We start from the raw sequence: 20,280 nt of genomic DNA on the forward strand, positions 1-20,280 counted from the left end.
GAGATCATCAGACCGCAGCATTAAGCGCCTGAACGGAAAGGGGGACAGCAACTGTGGAGCACGACGGCACCATCAACTACGACGTGAGCGACAACCACGGCCATGTCCCCGTCATGCGTGCGCGCATGGCCCAGTTGCTTGCCCCAGCTGTCGAGGCAGCGGGGGAGAACGCCGTCATCGTCGACGGTACCTTGGGCGCGGGTGGCCACAGCGAATACTTTCTCACCGCTTTCCCCTTCGTGCGCATCATTGGCGTGGACCGTGATTCCGCCTCGTTGAGCAGTGCTTCTCGACGTCTCAGTCCCTTCGCCGACCGTTTCGTGGGCGTCAACGCGCGTTTCGATGAGGTAGGCAGTGCCATTGCGGATGGGGAAGACGAGATCTTTTCCATCGCGCGGGAGCACGGCATAGCCGGGGCGCTGTTTGATCTCGGAGTCTCCTCCATGCAGCTGGATCAGGTCGATCGCGGTTTTGCGTACAAGACTGACGCCCCGCTGGATATGCGCATGGACCCGCGCCAGGGAATGACCGCCGCCGACATTCTCAATACTTATAGTCACGGAGACCTCGCCCGCATTTTGAAAACCTATGGCGATGAGCGTTTCGCCGGAAAAATCGCATCCGCAGTTCTGCGGGAAAGGGACAAGGAGCCTTTTAGCAACTCCGCGCGCTTGGTCGACTTGTTATACGCCACCATCCCCGCGGCAACGCGCCGCACTGGTGGACACCCGGCGAAGCGAACCTTTCAGGCGCTGCGCGTCGAGGTCAACCGTGAACTGGAGGCTATTGAGCAGGTCATCCCCGTGATTACGGATGCCTTGTCCATTGGCGGACGTGCGGTGTTTATGAGCTACCAGTCGCTCGAAGATCGCATTGTTAAGCATGCTTTCACCAAGCTCAGCACCTCGACCACCCCAGCGGGCCTGCCCATGGATCTGCCGGGGACCGCGGCGCACTATTCCGTGGTGACGCGTGGTGCGGAAAAGGCGAGCCAGGAAGAGATTGCGGAGAACCCACGGGCGGCATCCGTCCGTGTACGCGCGCTCGAACGCCTTGAAGGGGCGCCGTCTTTTCATGAACCGGGAGGTAGGCCATGACGCTGAGAGACCGTACCGCACAGGCAACCCACCACCGCGACCACGAGAGGACCCACACCATGGGCGCAAGCCGCGATTTCACCACCGGAGCCGATGCCACGGGCCAGGGAACCGCGCTGCTGGAACGGGGGCGCCGTACCACCCCGCTGCCGAGTCGCACCCCGCACCGCGGCACCGTTCCTACTCGCCGCGTTGGCTCCGGCCTGCGGGGAAGCCGCCTTGGCTCGAAGCAGGTTGTGAGCAATCGTGGCCGTCGTGTAGCGCAGCCCACGCGGGTCAACGGCCTCTTCGCGCGCCTGTCCTTCATCGCCATTGCTCTGCTTATTACGGGTGTGGCCGCAGCCATGTGGCTGTCGGGCTTGTCCACCTCCCAGACCTTCAAGATTCAGGAGCTCACCGCCCAGGAATCCACGCTGGATAACCAGCTGGAAACCCTGAACCGAGACTTGGAGAATGTTCGCTCGGCCTCGGATGTGGCTCGCCGCGCCCACGAGGCCAAGATGGGCATCCCTGTCCAGCCAGGCGTTGTAGAGGTTGGCGCAGACGGCAATATCGAGCACAAGCGCGAGGCAACACCGGATATGGAATCGGTCATCGATGTCAATGGAGAACCGGTCCGCCCGGGGCAGGCTTCCAGTGACCCGAACGCGACGGCCTACATGTCCGACAATCTGAATGCCCGCCCGACGCTCAGCGAGCGCAACCGCGAACGTGGAGGTGCCGCTTCCAATGACGCGCATTCGGAGAATAGCCCCGAAGGCGGCCAGCCAGGGGAGGAGAACGTTGAGCTGCCGGATATTCCGGCCCAGGCTCCCTACGCGGCGCGGGGATAGAATCCCCCTCCCGCTTCGCGCGTGCCTGCGTGGGCAGGCGGCGATAATAGGGCACAATTCGGGATGAGACTGTCTTAACCCGCGCCAAGCGTGGGGCAAGACATTCAGCTGTTTACTTACCTACCCTCGCTGCAGACAGAAAGGTGACGTGTGACCCCACCACACTCCGGTGGCCGGCGCCCGAGGCGCGCTCCCGCCGCCCGTGCCGCTCAGCCACGCGGTGCCTCTCACCAACCACGGCAGCGCTACGACGCCGACCGCGTCGTTCCCGCGACCAGCTCCCGGAACCCACGTACCGGCAAGCCTTTCCTGAGCCAGCAAAAGACGATGCGCCAGCGTGTTCACGTCATTGCGGCGGTGTTGCTCGTCATCATGCTGGCCTGGATGGGGCGCCTCGCCTGGGTGCAGATTGTGTGGGGTCCCGACCTGGCGGCAAAGGCAGCAGCGCAGCGAACCCGTGTGTACGTCGACACCGCCGGGCGCGGTGAAATCCTTGCGCGCGATGGCCAGCGCTTGGCCTACACCATGCGTGCCCGCTCATTAACCGTCTCACCGACTCGCCTGCGCGATGAGCTTCGTGAGCAGGAAAAGCAGAAAGCAACCGGCGAGGCCGAGTATGAGTCCTTAGCCCCCGAAGCGAAGAGTTCCTATCTAGACAACAAAGTGACCGAGCGGCTCACCGAAATGTCGAAGGGGATCCCGAGCAAGCTGAAGGATGCCGGAATCGATGCTGGCGACGTGGACCCGGAGCAGATTATGGACAAGCTCCGCGCCGACACTCAGTACGAGGTCCTCGTTCGCAATGTTGACCCAGATGTCGCGGTAGCCATTTCCGAGGAATACCACGGCCTTGCCGCCGATGAGCAGCAAATCCGCCAGTATCCGAATGGTTCGATCGCGGAGAACGTCATCGGCAAAGTTTCTATGGACGGCCAAGGCCAGTTCGGCTTCGAAGCCTCCGGTGATACCACCCTCACGGGTATTGACGGCAGTTCCACCGAGGACGTTTCGGCCAATGGCCAGGTGATTCCCGGTAGCCTCCGCGATCAGGTACCCACCACTGACGGCAAGAACGTGACATTGACGCTAGATCTTGACCTACAGACCTACGTGCAGCAGAAGCTGGAGAAGGCAAAGGCCAACTCGAAGGCGAAAAGCGCTGAGGCGGTCGTGTTGGATGCCGCTACCGGCCAGGTCTTAGCCATGGCGAATACTGGGACGGTTGATCCGAACAAGGACATCGAAAAGCAGCTCCAAAAGGACAAGACCTTCGACAATCTGTCAGTCTCGCACCCCTTCGAGCCCGGCTCGGTTGCGAAGATAATTACTGCTGCCGCGACCATCGAAGAGGGCCTCACCGACCCGGATGAGATTTTGCAGGTGCCCGGATCCATCGACATGGCCGGCGTGACTGTTAATGACGCCTGGCCCCACGGCGTTGAGCCATACACCACGACCGGCGTCTTCGGTAAGTCATCGAACGTGGGAACGCTGATGCTGGCGGATCGACTTGGCCAAGATAAATACGCCGATTACCTGAAGAAGTTTGGACTTGGGCAGACCTCCGGCATCGAGTTGCCCAACGAGTCCCCTGGACTGGTCCCCGATCGTTCGCAGTGGTCCGGCGGTACCTTCGCTAACCTGCCCATCGGCCAGGGCCAGTCATGGACTGCCCTGCAGCTGGCGTCTGTTTACCAGGCCCTCGCCAACGATGGCGAGCGCATCGAGCCGCGCATCATTGACTCGATTACCGCGCCGGACGGGACGAAGGAAGAGCTGGAGGAGCCCGAGACCACCCGCGTGGTCAGCGCCGAAACCGCACGCACCGTCGTCGACATGTTCCGAGCGGTCTTCCAGGATGATCCGCAGGGCCTGAACAACGGTACCGCCGGCAACGCCAACATCGAGGGCTATCAGCTCTCCGGAAAGACCGGTACCGCGCAGAAAGTCGATGAGGACACTGGGGCTTATTCCAATTCCAAATACTGGATCACGTTTGCGGGCATTGCGCCTGCCGACGACCCCCGCTTCGTCGTCGCCGTCATGCTCGATGAGCCGGAATCCGGTGTCAACGACGACGGCTCCGGCGGCCAATCCGCAGCCCCTGTTTTCAGCGATATCGCATCCTGGCTCCTCGACCGCGACAATATCCCGCCCTCCCCGCCAGCACCGCAACTGACCTTGCGCGCCGAGTAGTCAGCTCTTATACCGAAAAGCACATATCGAAAACCTAGAGACAGAGAAACAGAGAAGAGGAATCACCGTGACCAGCAGCACCACCCTGAAGCGCCTAGCAGAGATTTCTGGCGGCACGGTGGTCGGGGATGCCTCGACCACCGTGGGGTCCTGTGGACTGAATTCAGCAACATTGCCGTCCGGTGGCCTCTTCGCGGCGCTTCCTGGAACTCGCGTGCATGGAGCGCGATTCGCCGCTGATACAGAGGCCGCAGCCATCCTTACTGATGCAGAAGGACAGCGCATCCTCACCGACGCAGGGGAGACGCGGCCGCTTCTTGTGGTGGAGGATATCCGCGCCATCCTTGGGAACGTGTCCGCCGAGATCTATGGCCACCCCACGCAAAAGCTCACCATCCTCGGCGTGACGGGCACCTCCGGTAAAACCACGACGAGCTACCTCCTCGAGGCGGGTCTCTTGCACGCAGGCTATTCGGTTGGCCTCATCGGCACGACGGGTACCCGCATTAACCGGGAGCCGGTTCCGACTTCCTTGACCACTCCAGAGGCGCCGACCTTGCAGGAGCTTTTTGCACGCATGGTGTCCGAGGGAGTTACACACGTGGTGATGGAGGTCTCCTCTCACGCGCTATCTTTAGGACGAGTCCAGGGAACGCGCTTCGGCGTGGGTGGTTTTACGAACCTGAGCCAGGACCACTTGGACTTCCACCCGACGATGGAAGACTACTTTGAGGCCAAGGCCCTGCTTTTCGACGGTCCCCAAGCCGCCGATCGCTCCGTCATCTGCGTCGATGACGAATGGGGGCGTCGTATGGCACAGCGCGCCGCAGCACGCTCGGTGATCCGGGTATCAACGACCCCGCAAGGAAGCGACGCCGATATCACTGGCCGTCAGCTCAGCACTGAGGTCACCGGTGCACAACAGGTGGAACTAACGCTTGCCTCCGGTGAGCATGCCGGAACGTTTGAATTCCGCCTGCCTATGCCGGGTACCTTCAACATCGCCAATGCGGCTCTCGCTACGGGGATGGCCGCCGCTATTGGAATCGAGCCGCAGGTCTTCCTCGAGGGCGTAGAAAAGGTCGCGGTACCGGGCCGCATGGAGCGTGTTGACCGCGGCCAAGACTTTGTGGCTGTGGTGGATTACGCGCACAAGCCGGCTGCAATCGCGGCTGTTTTAGAGACCCTGCGCACGCAGTTGGAAGGCAGCGGAGGCCGCATCGGCATCGTCGTCGGCGCGGGAGGAGACCGCGATTCCTCCAAGCGTCCGCTCATGGGAGCGGCCGCCGCGAAGGGCGCAGACCTTGTCGTCGTCACCGACGACAACCCCCGCACCGAAGACCCGGCATCCATCCGTGCGGCCGTGCTCGCGGGCGCCCAGGAGGCAAACCCGGCGGCTGATATCCGTGAGGTAGGCTCCCGCGCCAAGGCCATTGATGAAGTCGTGGCGTGGGCGCAGCCGGGGGATGCCGTCATCGTCGTTGGCAAGGGCCACGAGGTAGGCCAGCTCATTGGCGATACCGTCCATCACTTCGATGACCGCGAAGAGATGGCGCGTGCCCTTGATGCCATGGCCACTGCGACTAACCTGAGTACCGAAGAATCCAAGGAGCAAGCATGATTGCGTTAAGCCTCGCTGAGATCGCTGAGATCACGGGCGGCCGCCTTGATAGCGTCGACGAACCAGACACCCAGGTGACCGGCTTCGTCGAATTCGATTCTCGCAAGGTCACCCCGGGCGGACTCTTTGTCGCCCTGCCCGGAGCACGCGTCGATGGGCACGACTATGCCAACACCGCGATCGACAAAGGAGCCGTTGCCGTGCTGGCGGCGCGCCCGGTGGGTGTTCCTGCCATCGTCGTCGAGCCGCACGGGCGCATCGAAGGTGACGGTGCCAACGCAGACATCTACGCCAATGATGCAGATGGTTCCGCAGCGGCCGTCGTGGGAGCATTGTCCGCGATTGCTCGTGCAGTTACACAGCGCCTCGCGGCAGAGCAGGCTCTCACCATCGTGGGGGTCACTGGTTCGGCCGGTAAGACGTCCACCAAGGACCTCATCGCCACCATCTTCCGTGAGGTGGGGGAGACCGTTGCCCCGCCCGGCTCTTTCAACAACGAAATCGGCCTTCCCTATACGGCTCTGCGCTGCGATGAGCACACGCGCTACCTCGTGGCGGAGATGTCGGCTCGCGGTATCGGCCACATCCGACACCTCACCGAGATCACCGCGCCGCGCGTTGGCGTGGTCCTGAATGTCGGCTCCGCGCACCTCGGTGAGTTTGGTTCGCGCGAGAATATCGCGCAGGCCAAGGGCGAGCTGGTGGAGGCGTTGCCGAAAGCGGAAGCGGGCGGCGTAGCCGTCCTCAACGCAGATGATCCTTTCGTCGCCGCGATGGCTCCCCGCACGGAGGCCAAGGTGGTGTACTACTCCACGGAGAACCGCCGCGGAGGCGCACCGGCGGCGCAGTACTATGCCACCGATATCGTGCTCGATGACGTCGCTCGCCCTTCCTTTACCCTGCACAGCCCGGATGCTGAACCCGTTGCTGTGAAGCTCCAAGTCTTTGGGTCCCACCAGGTATCTAATGCACTGGCCGCGGCCGCCGCAGCCATCGAGCTGGGGGTATCGGCAGACACGGTGGCGGCTGCGCTGTCCGGTCACCGCCTCGCCTCCGAGCACCGCATGGACGTGCGCACCCGCCGCGATGGCGTCACCGTCATCGATGACTCCTATAACGCCAACCCCGATTCGATGCGTGCGGCCATCGCCGCTTTGGCTTATACCGCAGCAGCGCGTCCCGACGCCCGTTCCATCGCGGTGTTGGGGGAGATGGGAGAACTCGGCAGCGATGCAGAGCAATCGCACCGCCAGCTCGGTGAGTTTTTGGCCAAATACCACGTCGCGCAACTCATCGCGGTAGGGGAGAATCCCAACTGCCGGGCGATGGCCGAGGCCGCTGCGCAGCAAGGTATAAATACAGTGGTGTGCGCCGATGCTGCGGCCGCCGCACAGGCGGTGGACGGCATACTGCGCGTGGCCCCGGCAGGGGTCGATGATTGGGCTAGCCGTAGCGTTAAGGACGTGGTCTTGATTAAGGCCTCCAATGCCCAACGTCTCTGGTTGGTCGCGGAACAGCTGAACCACAGCTAGCCGCTAGAAAGGACTTCAAGCTCGTGACTCAGATCATCATCGCTGGTGCGGTTAGCTTCCTCGTGGCGATCTTTACCACCCCGGTTCTTATCCGTTATTTCTCCGATACCGGCCGCGGACAAGAGATCCGCGAGGATGGCCCCAAGTCTCACCTGCGCAAGCGCGGTACGCCGACGATGGGTGGTCTTGCCATCCTCGCGGGCATCTTGGTGGCCTATGTTGTGGCCGGCCTCTATGGCCTGCTGACAGGGCATGAGGCCTTTACCGCCTCCGGCTTGCTGGTCCTCGGACTGACCTTGGGCTTGGGCGCGGTGGGCTTCGCGGATGACTTCATCAAACTCTTCCGCCACCGCAACCTCGGACTCAATAAGACCGCCAAGCTGATCAGCCAGCTCGTGCTGGCGCTGCTCTTCGGCTTCTTGGTCCTGCGTTTCCCCAACGATGCGGGGCTGACCCCAGGCTCCACCAAGCTATCCTTCATCCGAGATTTGAAGACTTTCGACCTAGCTGTCGGCGGCACGGTGATCGGAACCATCGTGTTCTTGATCTTCATGTACATCCTCATTGCGGCGTGGTCGAACGCGGTGAACCTCACCGACGGCCTCGACGGCCTCGCGGCGGGTGTTACCGCGATTGTCATGGGCTCTTATTCGCTGATGACCTTCTGGCAGTTCCGCTACTCCTGCGCCACTAATTTTGCTGCTGGGTGTTACCAGGTGCGCGATCCGCTCGACCTCGCAGTGCTTGCGGCCGCAGGTCTGGGTGGATGCCTGGGCTTCCTCTGGTGGAATGCCGCGCCCGCCAAAATCTTCATGGGAGACACCGGTTCCTTGGCACTTGGTGGTTTGGTCGCGGGTATTTCCGTTACCAGCCGTACCGAGCTGCTCATGATCATCATCGGTGCCCTGTTCGTCATCGAAACGGTCTCCGTCGTCATCCAAATCGTGGTCTTTCATTCCACCGGAAAGCGCTTCTTCCGTATGGCGCCGATCCACCACCACTTTGAGAACGGTGGTTGGGCGGAAACGGCTGTCGTTGTGCGCTTCTGGCTCCTGGCTGCCATGGCGGCGATGGCCGGTGTGGCTATCTTCTACGGTGATTGGCTCACCGCCTCCGGCATAGGAGTAGGGGCATGACGCGCCCAGACTTCCTCTCCGGTCACGTCCTCATCGCCGGCGCAGGCGTCTCCGGCCGCGGGTGCGCGGCAGTCCTGTCCAACTTGGACGTGGATTTAACGGTGGCCGATGGCAACGAGGACTCCCGCAGCCGCATCGCCGCAGAGTTGGACGTTGCCACCGTGGACACCTCCGCGGTGGACCTAGCCGAGTACTCGCTCGTCGTCACCTCACCAGGATGGCGTCCGGACTCGCCGTTGCTCGTTGCGGCCGCATCCCAAGGGCTTGAGGTCATCGGCGATGTTGAGTTGGCTTACCGTCTCGATCGAGCAGAGGTCTTCGGCGCCCCGCGCCGCTGGCTCGCGATCACCGGCACCAACGGCAAGACCACGACCACCGGCATGCTCGCCGCCATCATGGCTGCCGACGAGCAACGCTCCGGCCAGCGCGCACAAGCGGTAGGCAATATCGGCGTCTCGTCCTTTGATGCCCTGGCCGCCCAGCCCCGCGTGGACATCCTCGTAGCGGAGCTTTCATCCTTCCAATTGCACTGGTCCTCCCACCTGCGCCCAGAAGTCGGGGCACTGCTTAACCTCGCCGACGACCACCTGGATTGGCATGGATCCTTCGAGGCCTATGCCGCAGACAAGGCCAAGATTCTGCGTGGTCAGCATGCCGTCTACGGCAAGGAAGATGAGCACGTTCGAGTGCTCGCTGCTTCTCTTCCCGGCGCAACTGCTTTCAGCCATGCTGAGCCTGCCGCAGGTGAAGTAGGCGTGAGCACCGGCAGCCTCCTCGTCAACGAGGTTGCGGGGATGAAATCCGCTGTGGTGGACGATGTCACCACCATCCAACCCGCCGGTCTGGCCGGAGTGCTGGATGCCGCTGCCGCGTCGGCAGTGGCGGCTCTCGCTGGTGCTCAACCGGAATCCATCGAGGAGGGACTCAGCGCCTACGTGGTGGCAGGACACCGCGGGGAGATCGTTCACCGCCACGCTGGCGTGACCTACATCGACAATTCCAAGGCAACGAACCCACATGCCGCGGAGGTCGCTATGCGCGGGTTGGACTCCGTGGTGTGGGTGGCCGGCGGCCAGCTGAAAGGCGCTGATGTCTCGGAACTGTTGCGCACCCATGCCGCGCGACTGAAGGCAGCGGTTCTGGTGGGCGTCGACAAGCATGTGCTTGCCCAAGCCCTCGTGAAGGCAGCGCCACACGTGCCCGTTTTCATCGTGGATAGCCACGATCCGGAAGCAGCAATGGAACAGGCAGTGTCCGCCGCCGTGCAACACGCCGACGCCGGCGATACCGTGCTTTTAGCACCCGCTGCGGCATCGTTGGACATGTACACCGGTATGGGCCAGCGCGGCGATATCTTTGCCGCCGCTGCCCGCCGCCTCGCCCGCTAGCGCTAGGAGCACCCGTGACCGCCACCAGCACCCAGAAGCCACAACGCACGCTGGGATACCACCTGCGTGATCTCCGCGAGCGCCTCCGCGCCTACCCCGGGCTCGACTATTTAGTGCTGCGCATCGCCATTTTTTCGCTCATCGGCATCGGCGTCCTCATGGCCTTCTCCTCGTCGATGGCGACGTCTCTGTCAGAGACCGATAGCCCGTGGTCAGCTGCTCTGCGCCAGTGCGTGCTCGTTATCGCCGGCCTCATCGTGTTTTGGATTGGTCTGCGCATGTCGCCCCGCACGCTCCGGGCACTCGTGCCGTGGTTCTTGGGGCTATCCATCCTGCTTCTTATCCTCGTCCTCGTACCTGGCATTGGTACCGGTCGTGCGGAGGTCGGTTCGCAGTCGTGGATCATGCTGCCTGGTGGTGTGGCATTCCAGCCCTCCGAGTTCGCCCGCGTGGCTGTGGGCATGTACGGCGCCTCAGCGCTGGCGGATAAGACGCACCGTTCGATGCGCCTGACGGACCCTTTCATGATGTACTCCATCATCGCCGGCATCATGTTCGTACTGATTGTGGCCCAAGGCGATCTCGGCATGGGTGTCTCTTTCGCCCTCATCGTCGTGTTCACTCTGGTTTTCGCTGGTGTGGACTGGCGTGTTCCGACCGTCGTCGGTGTCTTCGGTGCCATCGGCATGGTCACCGTCTTCTTGGCCGGCGGCTTCCGTTCGCACCGCTTCCACACTTATTTCGATGCGCTGCGCGGCAATATCGAGGACACACAAGGTACCGGTTTCCAGGCTTACCAGGGCTTCCTTTCGCTTGCCGACGGCGGCTTCTGGGGCGTTGGCCTCGGCCAGTCACGCGCCAAATGGTTCTACCTCCCAGAGGCGAAGAATGACTTCGTCTTCGCCATCATTGGTGAGGAATTGGGCCTATGGGGCGGTGCCCTTGTCATCGGGCTATTCGCCGTGCTGGGCTACTTCGGGCTGCGGGCGGCAACGCGCGCCCAGGACCAATTCCAGTCTTTGCTGGCCGCCACGTTAGCGGTGGGGGTTGTCGTGCAGGCATTCATTAACATCGGCTACGTGATCGGCGTGCTGCCGGTGACGGGTATCCAGCTGCCGATGATTTCCGCAGGTGGTACGGCCGCGGTGATCACGATTGGGTCGATGGGCCTGCTGTGCAACGTGGCGCGCCACGAGCCGCTGCAGGTTTCCGCCATGCAGAACTTTGGGCGCCCGCTCTTCGACCGTATCTTCTTCATCCCCGAGCCCACACCGCCTAACGAGCGTCGCGGCGGGGCACACAGAGCCCCGCGTGAAGGCAAAGAGGCGACACGTTCTCAGCGCGCGCACCGCGACCGCTCCCAGCGCCATGTTGAGCGCAGCCGCGAGGAAAGATTTGGGCGTGCAGTAACAGGGCGCTCGTCGCGCGCGCAAGCGCCGCAGGGGGAACAACGGCGGGAGTATCGCCGGGAGTATCGGCGCGGCGAGCGTCGGTAGTAAAGCACGGCGCTGGTAGCGTGTAGTGCATGAATGACACGCCGATTTCCGTCGTCATCGCAGGTGGCGGCACTGCCGGACACATCGAACCAGCGCTCGCGGTGGGGGAGGAGCTGCGCCAGCGCCACGGCGCGCGGGTGACCGCGCTAGGAACCTCACGAGGTTTGGAAAGCGATATCGTGCCGGCGCGTGGCGTCGATTTGCGCATGATTACACCGGTCCCAGTCCCACGCAAGATCAACGCTGATGCCGCTAAGCTGCCGTGGCGGATCCTCAAGTCTGTTCGGGAAACCCGCGCGGTTCTGAAAGACGTCGGGGCCAATGTGGTCTTTGGCACCGGAGGATACGTTGCTGCGCCGGCTTACCTGGCAGCGAAGTCTCTGAGCATCCCGTTCTTCGTGCTCGAGACGAATGCTCTGGCTGGCATGGCTAACAAGCTGGGGGTGCGCCTCGGCGGCACGGGTATTAACGCGCAGGAAGGCTCCGGTATGCCCGGTGAGGTCCTGGGAATCCCCGTGCGTCCGGGCATGGGGGAGGATCCAGACGGCGCAAAGGCGGCTGCTGCGCGCCAGAACTGGAACCTCGACGCGCATCGCCCGACGATCGTGGTAACCGGCGGTTCACAGGGAGCGGTGAGCATCAACACTGCCGTGGCCGGCGCACTCGATGACCTGTGTCGAGATTTCCAAGTGCTGCACGCTTATGGCAAAAAGAATGCGGCGCCGGCTGCGCGCGAGCACTACACCGCGGTGCCCTATATCGATGACATGGCTGGCGCTCTGGCCGTTGCTGACCTCATGGTCTGCCGTTCTGGAGCGATGACGGTGGCAGAGGTCTCCGCCGCTGGTCTGCCCGCGCTTTATGTGCCGCTGCCGCACGGCAATGGTGAACAGGCTCTGAACTCGCGCGCGCTGGTGGAATCCGGTGCCGCGGTTCAGGTTCCGGACGCCGAGCTGACCTCGGAGCGCCTCGTTGCCGAGGTTCGCGCTATCCTTGACCACCCCGAAGCTTTGACGGCCATGCGTGCTGCCGCTGATGCCAGCACGGCCGGTGAGGTTGCAGCCATCATCGCTGACCGCATCGCGCAGCGTGTCGCCGCCGAGAACCGCGGCTAGACGCACAGTACAGGTTTATGAAAGAAGGATTTTTCACCATGACTGATACCCCTGCCCCCACGGACCTGTCCCGCGTCCACTTCGTCGGTATCGGAGGCTCCGGTATGTCCGGCCTCGCGCGCATTCTGGTTAGTCGGGGCGCGGTCGTCACCGGCTCGGACGTTAAGAAATCGACGGCTGTCGACGTCCTCCGCACGATGGGTGCGCAGATCGCCATTGGCCATGCCGCTGAGAACCTTGACCTGGCTGGTGATAAGCCGACGGTGGTCGTGACCTCCTTCGCCGCCATCCCGCAGGACAATCCCGAGCTCACTGCTGCGCGCGAGGCCGGAATCCCGGTTATTCGCCGTTCGGACCTGTTGGCTGAGCTGATGGAAGGCCACCGCCAGGTCCTGCTCGCCGGTACTCATGGAAAGACCTCGACTACCTCGATGGCGGTGTCCGCGCTGCAGCAGGCGGGGCTCGACCCCTCTTTCGCCATCGGTGGCCAGCTCAACCGTGCCGGAACCAACGCGCACGGCGGCACGGGTGACGCTTTCGTTGCAGAAGCCGATGAATCCGATGCCTCACTTTTGCGCTACAGCCCCTACGTGGCGGTGATTACTAACATCGAGCCGGATCACCTGGATTATTTCGGCACCGCGGAAAGCTACTACCAGGTCTTTGATGATTTTGCGGACCGTGTTGTTGAGGGTGGCTACTTGGTAGTCTGCCTCGAAGACGCGCAGGCAGCCACCACCGGCGAGCGCGCGGCACAGCGCGGTATCCAGGTGCTGGGCTACGGCGCACGCAGTGCGGTAAGCGAAGATTCTGCTGTGCCCCTCGCAGCGGACATCCTGGAAGAAACTGTCTCCGCCGCCGGCGCGCACGTCCGCGTTCGCCTGGCCCTGCCGGGGCAGGCGCCACAGGAGCTGTCCTATGACCTGCACGTCCCCGGACATCACATGGTTCTTAACTCGGCGGCGGCGCTGCTGGCCGGCGCGCTGGCTGGCGGAGACCCAGCGGAATTGGCCGCGGGCCTGACCGACTTTACTGGTGTGCGCCGCCGCTTCGAGTACCGCGGCAGCGAGCGCGGAATCCGCGTCTTCGACGATTATGCGCACCACCCTACGGAGGTATCCGCAGTACTTAATGCAGCCCGTGCGAAGGCGGATGCGGAGGGGGAGGGGGCGCGCGTTATCGCCTGCTTCCAGCCGCATCTGTACTCCCGGACAATGAAGTTCGACGCGGAGTTTGCTCAGGCCTTGGCGCTTGCCGACGCCGCCGTCGTCCTCGACATCTACGGTGCCCGCGAGCAACCGGTTGAAGGAATTACCTCCCGCATTATCACGGATAAGATGCCGGAGGATATGCCGGTCATCTTCGAACCCGATTTCTCCGAAGCCGCTGGCGACGTCATTTCCCTGGCACAGTCTGGTGATATCGTCCTCACGATTGGTGCGGGCACGGTTACCTACGTAGCCGGCGAGATTTTGTCCGAACTGGGACGCAACAATGAGGCGGAAGACCCGAAGGAACCGAATGTCTAAAAAGACTGGGGCGCTCGCGGTGGGCGTGGTGCTACTCGTAGCGGTCATCGCTGCAGTAGCAGTGTGGCTTTTTCCTATCCTCACGGTGAAGTCCTTCGAGGTGGTGGGAAACGATCACGTCGCTGCTGAGGATGTGGAGCAGGCTAGTGGCGTCGCCAAGGGTTCGAACCTCGCGCGCTTGGATGCTCGCGGGGCCGCGCAGGGCGTGGCGTCGATCCCGTGGGTGGAAAGCGCAACGGTGTCGCGGGCTTTTCCCTCGACGGTGCACATTGAAATCGTCGAGCACGAGGCAGTGGCTTTCGTGCGCGACGGTGACAGCACCGTCCTAGTGGATAATCACGGCAAGGAATTTGCGGAAGATGAAGCACCACCGGAAGCCGTGGAGCTGACCGGTAGCACAGACTCCGGCTCCCCAGAGATGCAGGCGGCTGTCGAGGCCGTTGCAGCCCTCCCCGCGCCGATTCGGGAGAAAGTAACGAACCTCGAGATCAAGGACAGGTATTCGCTGACTTTCCACACAGAGGATGAGAAAACCATTTTTTGGGGAGCCTCGGAAGACAATAAGAACAAGGCGATTGCTTTCGAAGATGTGCTCAAGCTCGAGGGCGAATCCTGGAACATTTCTAACCCGTCGCTGGTGACTCGCCGCTAGAGACGTCGCGAGTGGGACGGGTGGGGCGCCTGTTAAGAAAACCGCATGTCAGCAACCCTAAAGTAGAGGTTGAGGGTACCGACACGCGGCAAAATGTGCGCCGAAATTACCCCGATGTCGTTAAAGATGGATGTAACCGCCTCTCGCGAAAAGAGGCGCCTCCTCGTTTACATTAAAACCTTATTCGAAAGGCAAGAGACCCTCGTATGATCTCATCTAGCAACAACCTCGCGGACATCAAGGTCGTCGGCGTCGGCGGCGGCGGTGTCAACGCTGTCAACCGCATGATCGAAGAAGGGCTCAAGGGAGTCCAGTTCGTGGCGATCAACACCGATTCCCAGGCGCTGATTTTCTCCGATGCGGATACCAAGCTCGACATCGGCCGCGAGGCCACCCGCGGCCTCGGTGCTGGTGCTAACCCGGAGGTAGGTAAGACCTCCGCGGAGGATCACAAGACCGAAATCGAAGACGCCCTCCAGGGCTCCGACATGGTCTTCGTGACGGCCGGCGAGGGCGGCGGAACCGGTACCGGTGCGGCCCCTGTCGTTGCCTCCATCGCGAAGAAGATGGGTGCTCTGACCGTCGGTGTTGTTACCCGCCCGTTCAAGTTCGAGGGCGCTCGCCGCACCCGTCAGGCCATGGCCGGCATCGAAGAGCTGCGCGAGGTCTGCGATACCCTCATCGTTATCCCGAATGATCGCCTCATGCAGCTGGGCGGCGAGGAGCTGTCCATCGTCGAGGCCTTCCGCGCCGCCGATGAAGTTCTGCACAATGGTGTTCAGGGTATTACCAACCTCATCACCATCCCGGGCATGATCAACGTCGACTTTGCGGACGTTCGCTCCGTCATGTCCGACGCCGGTTCCGCCCTCATGGGCATCGGCTTTGCTCGCGGGGATAACCGCGCGCTCAACGCTGCCGAGCAGGCAATTAACTCCCCGCTGCTGGAGTCGACCATGGAAGGCGCCAAGGGCGTGCTGCTGTCCATCGCCGGTGGCTCCGACCTGGGCCTCCACGAGGTCAATGCCGCTGCCTCCATGGTGGAGGAGCGCGCTGACGAAGATGCCAACATCATCTTCGGTACCATCATCGATGACAATCTGGGTGACGAGGTTCGCGTCACCATCATCGCCACCGGCTTCGACGCCCAGGCCAACATGACCTCCCAGCCGGCACAGCCTGGCCAGACGCAACAGCAAGGCTCGGAGGCTACCCCGGCAGCACGCCCGGGCTCTCTCTTCGAGAACCGCGCTGAAACACAGCCGGCGAGCCCCGCAGTACCCCGCACCGAGGCCCCGCGCGAAGAGTACACCCGCGCCGAACCGCAGCGAGCTGACTCCCAGCGCATCGGCCGCGAGGAGTACACCCCGCGTCACTCCTACGAGCGCGAGCAGCCGGCTGAGCCGGCACCATCGAGCGGACTGTTTACCACCTCGGATCGCTTCCGTGGTGAGGAGTACCGCCGTGGCGCCGACGATGAGTACCGCCTCTCGCGCCCCGCTGAGCGTAACAGCCGTGATTTTGATGATGATGGCGACGACGATCTCGACGTGCCCTCCTTCATGCGCTAGTCCCAGCCAGCTACTCTGGAGTGCATGCCAGTAAACGAGGAAGCACACGCAGCACGACGCCCCGTCCGCATGGTGTTTACAACCCGTGCCGGCGGGGCGTCGTTGTCCCCCTATGACTCTTTCAACTTAGGCGACCACGTCGGCGATGACCCCGCCGCTGTGGCCGCCAATCGCGAGAGACTTCTCCGAGCAACGGGCTTAGAGGACATCGTGTGGATGGAGCAGTTGCACACCAATACCGTGACGGTCGTGGGCGCCGAACGCCGTGGCGCGAAGGAGCCCGTGCCCGCCACCGATGCCGTGGTGACCACCGAAAAGCGCTTGGGACTTGGCGTGCTCGTTGCTGATTGCACACCGGTGCTGCTTGTCGACGTCTCCGCGGGTGTCATCGGTGCCGCCCACGCCGGACGCCTAGGCGCGCGCAACGGAATCGTCCGGAATACGGTCAACACAATGATTGAGCTGGGTGCCACCCCTTCGTCGATCCAAGTGCTCATGGGGCCGGCCGCGTCTGGGCGTAACTATGAGGTTCCGGAGCAGATGGCGGAGGACGTCGAGAAGCACCTGCCCGGCTCCAAAACCCGGACCTCTTCTGGAACGTGGGGCGTTGACGTGCGCGCCGGTCTGATTCGCCAGCTGATGGGGATGGGGGTTACGGCCATTGAGTCTGATCCGCGCTGCACGATCGAAGACACTGATTTCTTTTCTTATCGCCGCGAGGGCGTCACCGGACGCCAAGCCGGCGTGATTTGGTTGGAGGATTAATGACGAACAACGACACGGCGCGCCGTGAAGAATTGCGGGCTGGCCTGGAGAGCACCCGCGCTGCCATTCACCGCTTCGCTGAGGCTGCTGGCCGCCCCGCGCCGCAGCTGTTGCCGGTGACAAAGTTTCACCCCGCCGAAGACATTGCGCTGCTGGCAGAGCTAGGGATAACGGATGTGGCGGAAAATCGCGAGCAGGAAGCGCGCGCCAAGGCAGAGGCCTTGCCCAAGATGCGTTTCCACATGATTGGCCAGGTTCAAACCAAGAAGGCGAACCACGTAGCACGGTGGGCGCACAGTGTGCATTCTCTTGATTCGGAAAAGCTGGCCCGAGGTCTCGACCGCGGCGTGGCGCTTGCGAAGGAACGCGGGCAGCGCCAGGGCAGTCTTCCGGTCTATATTCAGGTCTCCGCCGATGGTGATACCGCGCGCGGTGGCTGCCCGCTGGAGGACGTACCTGCTCTAGTGGACATCGTCGAAGAACTGGAGAACCTGCAGCTGTGTGGTTTCATGGTGGTTCCCCCTCTGGAGAGTGAACCGGCGGAGGTATTCGCGCAGGTGAGGGCGCTGACGGATGAGGTCGCGGCCAAGCTAGGGAGGGGCCTAAAAATGTCCGCTGGAATGAGCGCTGACATGGATGCAGCGATTGCATCTGGAACGGATATCGTGCGTGTCGGAACCGGAATTATGGGAGAGCGCCCGCTAGGTTAATTGTCATTGTAAAAGTGCATTACAAGACAGCAAATGAACAGCACACACTAGGTCAGAGGGAGACCCAGAATGTCACTGATTGATAGGACCAAAGAGTTCTTCGGGCTAGGCCCGATGGACATGGACGCCGACGATGCTTACTACGCAGACGAGCGCGCTTATAGCGCTCCAGCGTATGCACCTTCCTACGAGAAGCAGGAAGAGGAGTTTGTCCCGACTATCGTGGCGCTGTCGCTCGTTTCCTTCGACGATGCAGCGAAGGTTGGCGGTCCCTTCCGTGACGGTGACGCAGTGGTCTTCGAGCTCACTGACGCCGACCGCGGCTCCGCAAAGCGCTTCGTTGACTTCGCCGCCGGCCTCTGCTTTGCACTGGAAGGCCGCATGAAGAACCTGACTAAGGGCGTGGACACCAGCCGTAAGGTTTTCGCCATCGTGCCGAAGGGCGCCGATATCTCCACTGTTGAGCTCGAGCGCGCGGCACACCTGCGCTAAAGGCTTCGCGCTTTAACCGCTTCATCGCCTTTTCTCCTCCGTGTTGGCTAAGGAGAGGAGGGGTGATGGGGCGGTTTGCTGGTTTTCTTGCTATATCCTTAGCGGTCCAAGCGGAACGGCATTCTCGGCGTCGGTGCGGCCGCTGCGGTGCCGTTTCTGTTCGCCGAGGGCGAACCCTCGGGCAGGGGAGTACCGTCCGCGGGGGTGGTTCGGATAGGCTCGGGCGTTGTGAATGCTTTAGGTTCAATTCTGCTCGTCGCCGTGAGTCTTTACTCGTGGATTCTGTTGGCGCGCATTGTCATTGAGATGATTCAGTCTTTCTCGCGCCAATTCAATCCGCCCCGCTGGTTCATGATGGTTGCCGAGGTGCTCTTCGTCGTCACTGACCCGCCAGTTAAGGCGCTGCGTAAGGTCATCCCGCCGCTGCAGCTGGGAGGCATTGCGCTCGACGTTTCCATCATCGTTTTGTTCCTGCTTTTGTCCATTCTTTCGCAACTTATTGGCTGGCTATTTTTCGGTGCCAATGGACTTGCAATGTAGTTAACGGGTGTATTAAACCCTCCTGTTAACGTTGAGACTCGTGCCAGCGTTAGATAATGTGTTGATTCGGATACAATGAGTTACCACAATCCGTATTATTAACCGCATATGTACCCGGCCTCTGGACCCTCTAGAGGTTTGACCGATTCGTAAGGGGAAGAGAAGTCAATGCCACTGTCACCAGCTGATGTACACAACGTCGCTTTCAGCAAGCCGCCAATTGGCAAGCGTGGCTACAACGAGGATGAGGTCGATCAGTTCCTCGATCTCGTTGAGGATGCTCTTGCTCAGCTGCAGGACGAGAACGATGATCTCCACGCCCAGGTTGAGGAACTGAAGTCTCAGGCTCCGGCCGCCGCTGCTGGCGGCGCTTCTGCCGCAAAGGTCGACGAGGCCGCCGTACGTAAGGAAGTCGAGTCCAAGCTGCGCGCCGAGTACGAAGCAAAGCTGGCTGACTCCAAGAACGAGATTGCCAAGGCTAAGGAAGAGACCAAGCGTGCGCAGGAGCAGGCGAAGGCCGCTCAGGCGCAGTCCGCCCAGGCACCGGCTGTCCAGGCACAGGACAACTCCGCGGAGCTTAAGACTGCCCGTGAGGAAGCTGCTGCCGCTAAGCGTGAGCTCGAGGCCTCCAAGAAGGAGCTGGAGCGCACCAAGAAGGAACTCGAGTCCGCAAAGAAGAACTCCGCAGCCTCCAGCACTGCCTCCTCCGCCGCTGCCGTGGCTGGTGCAGGCGCTGCTCAGTCCAACGCACAGGGCCTCGCCACCCCGGATACCCACATGCAGGCCGCCCGCGTGCTGGGTCTGGCTCAGGAGATGGCGGACCGTCTTACCAGCGAGGCTAAGGCTGACTCCGAGTCCATGCTCGCTGAGGCGCGTACGGCTGCAGAGAAGCAGCTTGCCGACGCCGACTCCCACTCCAAGGCTCAGCTTGCTGACGCCCAGAAGCGCTACGATGCGCAGCTGCAGGAGGCCGATACCCGCTCCAAGAAGCTGGTGGCGGATGCCGAGAACAAGGCAAAGCAGACCGAGTCTGACGCTACGTCCCGCGCCGAGGCGCAGATTCGCCAGGCAGAGGAGAAGGCAGCTGCCCTGCAGGCAGATGCCGAGAAGAAGCACACTGAGGTCATGAACACGGTCAAGCAGCAGCAGACCGCTCTGGAGGCTCGCATCTCCGAGCTGCGTACCTTCGAGCGCGAGTACCGTACCCGCCTCAAGACCCTGCTGCAGTCTCAGCTTGAGGAGCTGGAGTCCCGCGGCACCGCTGCTCCCAACGGTGAAGCCGGCAAGTCCAACAATTAATCAGTGAATGAACGGCGTCCCTGCGGGGGCGCCGTTATTCTTTTATGTAGGTATACGTTCGTAGGTATACATTCTTTGTAAAGCACAGAGCCCTTAGTCATTGGTGGGGAAGGAGAGGACGCATGCTTATCGGCGCATTGCTTTTGGCCTTTGTGGCTTTCTTGGCGTTCGTGAATTACATCCTCTCCGCCGCTGAGTGGTCTCTGTACCTGCTCTTTGCTTCTGCGGGGGTAGGCATTGTTCTGTTTATCGCAGATACCGTGATTAAACTGCGCCGCAAGCACGACGAGTAGCCCTCGCCCCCAGGA

18 protein-coding genes are annotated in these 20,280 nt (G+C 62.1%); all 18 read left to right on the top strand.

The features are described 5' to 3' along the window. Positions 1-53 precede the first annotated feature (53 nt). The 18 genes from rsmH to HMPREF2537_RS12810 all read left to right on the top strand — a co-directional run bounded on the left by rsmH (position 54) and on the right by HMPREF2537_RS12810 (position 20,265). On the top strand, positions 54-1,097 hold the full coding sequence (gene rsmH / locus HMPREF2537_RS06485; protein ID WP_070526697.1) for a 16S rRNA (cytosine(1402)-N(4))-methyltransferase RsmH: 1,044 nt from the start codon (positions 54-56) through the stop codon (positions 1,095-1,097). After that, on the top strand, positions 1,094-1,930 hold the full coding sequence (locus HMPREF2537_RS06490) for a cell division protein FtsL (RefSeq protein WP_070526700.1): 837 nt from the start codon (positions 1,094-1,096) through the stop codon (positions 1,928-1,930). The genes rsmH and HMPREF2537_RS06490 overlap by 4 nt, the downstream gene beginning before the upstream one ends. Before the next feature lie 327 nt (positions 1,931-2,257). Then, the gene (locus HMPREF2537_RS06495; RefSeq protein WP_070526703.1) at positions 2,258-4,126 is read left to right on the top strand and encodes a peptidoglycan D,D-transpeptidase FtsI family protein; all 1,869 of its coding nucleotides are present in this window, start codon (positions 2,258-2,260) and stop codon (positions 4,124-4,126) included. 67 nt (positions 4,127-4,193) lie between these two features. After that, complete coding sequence (locus HMPREF2537_RS06500) at positions 4,194-5,747, top strand: UDP-N-acetylmuramoyl-L-alanyl-D-glutamate--2,6-diaminopimelate ligase (RefSeq protein WP_070526706.1); 1,554 nt, start codon at positions 4,194-4,196, stop codon at positions 5,745-5,747. After that, positions 5,744-7,279: a UDP-N-acetylmuramoyl-tripeptide--D-alanyl-D-alanine ligase gene (gene murF, locus HMPREF2537_RS06505; protein WP_070526709.1), complete on the top strand. Its 1,536-nt coding sequence runs from the start codon at positions 5,744-5,746 to the stop codon at positions 7,277-7,279. The genes HMPREF2537_RS06500 and murF overlap by 4 nt, the downstream gene beginning before the upstream one ends. A gap of 23 nt (positions 7,280-7,302) precedes the next feature. Further along, complete coding sequence (gene mraY / locus HMPREF2537_RS06510; protein ID WP_010190532.1) at positions 7,303-8,415, top strand: phospho-N-acetylmuramoyl-pentapeptide-transferase; 1,113 nt, start codon at positions 7,303-7,305, stop codon at positions 8,413-8,415. Further along, on the top strand, positions 8,412-9,803 hold the full coding sequence (gene murD / locus HMPREF2537_RS06515; protein WP_070526712.1) for a UDP-N-acetylmuramoyl-L-alanine--D-glutamate ligase: 1,392 nt from the start codon (positions 8,412-8,414) through the stop codon (positions 9,801-9,803). The genes mraY and murD overlap by 4 nt, the downstream gene beginning before the upstream one ends. Positions 9,804-9,817: 14 nt before the next feature. Further along, on the top strand, positions 9,818-11,299 hold the full coding sequence (locus tag HMPREF2537_RS06520) for an FtsW/RodA/SpoVE family cell cycle protein (protein WP_070526715.1): 1,482 nt from the start codon (positions 9,818-9,820) through the stop codon (positions 11,297-11,299). A gap of 29 nt (positions 11,300-11,328) precedes the next feature. After that, entirely contained in the window at positions 11,329-12,414 is a 1,086-nt protein-coding gene (gene murG, locus HMPREF2537_RS06525) for an undecaprenyldiphospho-muramoylpentapeptide beta-N-acetylglucosaminyltransferase (RefSeq protein WP_070526719.1), read from the top strand. Between the two features lie 38 nt (positions 12,415-12,452). Beyond that, complete coding sequence (murC, locus tag HMPREF2537_RS06530; protein ID WP_070526722.1) at positions 12,453-13,943, top strand: UDP-N-acetylmuramate--L-alanine ligase; 1,491 nt, start codon at positions 12,453-12,455, stop codon at positions 13,941-13,943. Next, positions 13,936-14,595 carry a cell division protein FtsQ/DivIB gene (locus HMPREF2537_RS06535; RefSeq protein ID WP_083298984.1) on the top strand — a complete coding sequence of 220 codons (660 nt, stop codon included), beginning with the start codon at positions 13,936-13,938 and terminating at the stop codon, positions 14,593-14,595. Before murC ends, HMPREF2537_RS06535 begins: the two co-directional genes overlap by 8 nt. Before the next feature lie 206 nt (positions 14,596-14,801). After that, the gene (gene ftsZ / locus HMPREF2537_RS06540) at positions 14,802-16,166 is read left to right on the top strand and encodes a cell division protein FtsZ (protein WP_070526728.1); all 1,365 of its coding nucleotides are present in this window, start codon (positions 14,802-14,804) and stop codon (positions 16,164-16,166) included. Positions 16,167-16,190: 24 nt separating this feature from the next. Next, a complete protein-coding gene (pgeF, locus tag HMPREF2537_RS06545) occupies positions 16,191-16,931 on the top strand; it encodes a peptidoglycan editing factor PgeF (protein ID WP_070526731.1) in 741 nt (246 codons plus the stop codon). After that, complete coding sequence (locus tag HMPREF2537_RS06550; RefSeq protein ID WP_070526734.1) at positions 16,931-17,641, top strand: YggS family pyridoxal phosphate-dependent enzyme; 711 nt, start codon at positions 16,931-16,933, stop codon at positions 17,639-17,641. The genes pgeF and HMPREF2537_RS06550 overlap by 1 nt, the downstream gene beginning before the upstream one ends. Positions 17,642-17,710: 69 nt before the next feature. Further along, on the top strand, positions 17,711-18,133 hold the full coding sequence (locus tag HMPREF2537_RS06555) for a cell division protein SepF (protein ID WP_012715146.1): 423 nt from the start codon (positions 17,711-17,713) through the stop codon (positions 18,131-18,133). 228 nt (positions 18,134-18,361) lie between these two features. Next, the gene (locus HMPREF2537_RS06560) at positions 18,362-18,673 is read left to right on the top strand and encodes a YggT family protein (RefSeq protein WP_010190521.1); all 312 of its coding nucleotides are present in this window, start codon (positions 18,362-18,364) and stop codon (positions 18,671-18,673) included. 168 nt (positions 18,674-18,841) lie between these two features. Then, positions 18,842-19,972, top strand: coding sequence for a DivIVA domain-containing protein (locus tag HMPREF2537_RS06565; RefSeq protein WP_070526737.1), 1,131 nt, complete (start codon positions 18,842-18,844; stop codon positions 19,970-19,972). A gap of 122 nt (positions 19,973-20,094) precedes the next feature. Further along, entirely contained in the window at positions 20,095-20,265 is a 171-nt protein-coding gene (locus HMPREF2537_RS12810) for a hypothetical protein (RefSeq protein ID WP_168162406.1), read from the top strand. Positions 20,266-20,280: the final 15 nt, after the last annotated feature.

This window comes from Corynebacterium sp. HMSC074E01 (assembly GCF_001808885.1).
Taxonomy (GTDB): domain Bacteria; phylum Actinomycetota; class Actinomycetes; order Mycobacteriales; family Mycobacteriaceae; genus Corynebacterium.

Coding starts and splice junctions, on each gene's coding strand:
- HMPREF2537_RS06490 (WP_070526700.1), top strand. CDS start 1,094: ATGACGCTGAGAGACCGTACCGCACAGGCAACCCACCACCGCGACCAC.
- HMPREF2537_RS06495 (WP_070526703.1), top strand. CDS start 2,258: ATGCGCCAGCGTGTTCACGTCATTGCGGCGGTGTTGCTCGTCATCATG.
- murF (WP_070526709.1), top strand. CDS start 5,744: ATGATTGCGTTAAGCCTCGCTGAGATCGCTGAGATCACGGGCGGCCGC.
- murD (WP_070526712.1), top strand. CDS start 8,412: ATGACGCGCCCAGACTTCCTCTCCGGTCACGTCCTCATCGCCGGCGCA.
- murG (WP_070526719.1), top strand. CDS start 11,329: ATGAATGACACGCCGATTTCCGTCGTCATCGCAGGTGGCGGCACTGCC.
- murC (WP_070526722.1), top strand. CDS start 12,453: ATGACTGATACCCCTGCCCCCACGGACCTGTCCCGCGTCCACTTCGTC.
- HMPREF2537_RS06535 (WP_083298984.1), top strand. CDS start 13,936: ATGTCTAAAAAGACTGGGGCGCTCGCGGTGGGCGTGGTGCTACTCGTA.
- ftsZ (WP_070526728.1), top strand. CDS start 14,802: ATGATCTCATCTAGCAACAACCTCGCGGACATCAAGGTCGTCGGCGTC.
- pgeF (WP_070526731.1), top strand. CDS start 16,191: ATGCCAGTAAACGAGGAAGCACACGCAGCACGACGCCCCGTCCGCATG.
- HMPREF2537_RS06550 (WP_070526734.1), top strand. CDS start 16,931: ATGACGAACAACGACACGGCGCGCCGTGAAGAATTGCGGGCTGGCCTG.
- HMPREF2537_RS06555 (WP_012715146.1), top strand. CDS start 17,711: ATGTCACTGATTGATAGGACCAAAGAGTTCTTCGGGCTAGGCCCGATG.
- HMPREF2537_RS06565 (WP_070526737.1), top strand. CDS start 18,842: ATGCCACTGTCACCAGCTGATGTACACAACGTCGCTTTCAGCAAGCCG.
- HMPREF2537_RS12810 (WP_168162406.1), top strand. CDS start 20,095: ATGCTTATCGGCGCATTGCTTTTGGCCTTTGTGGCTTTCTTGGCGTTC.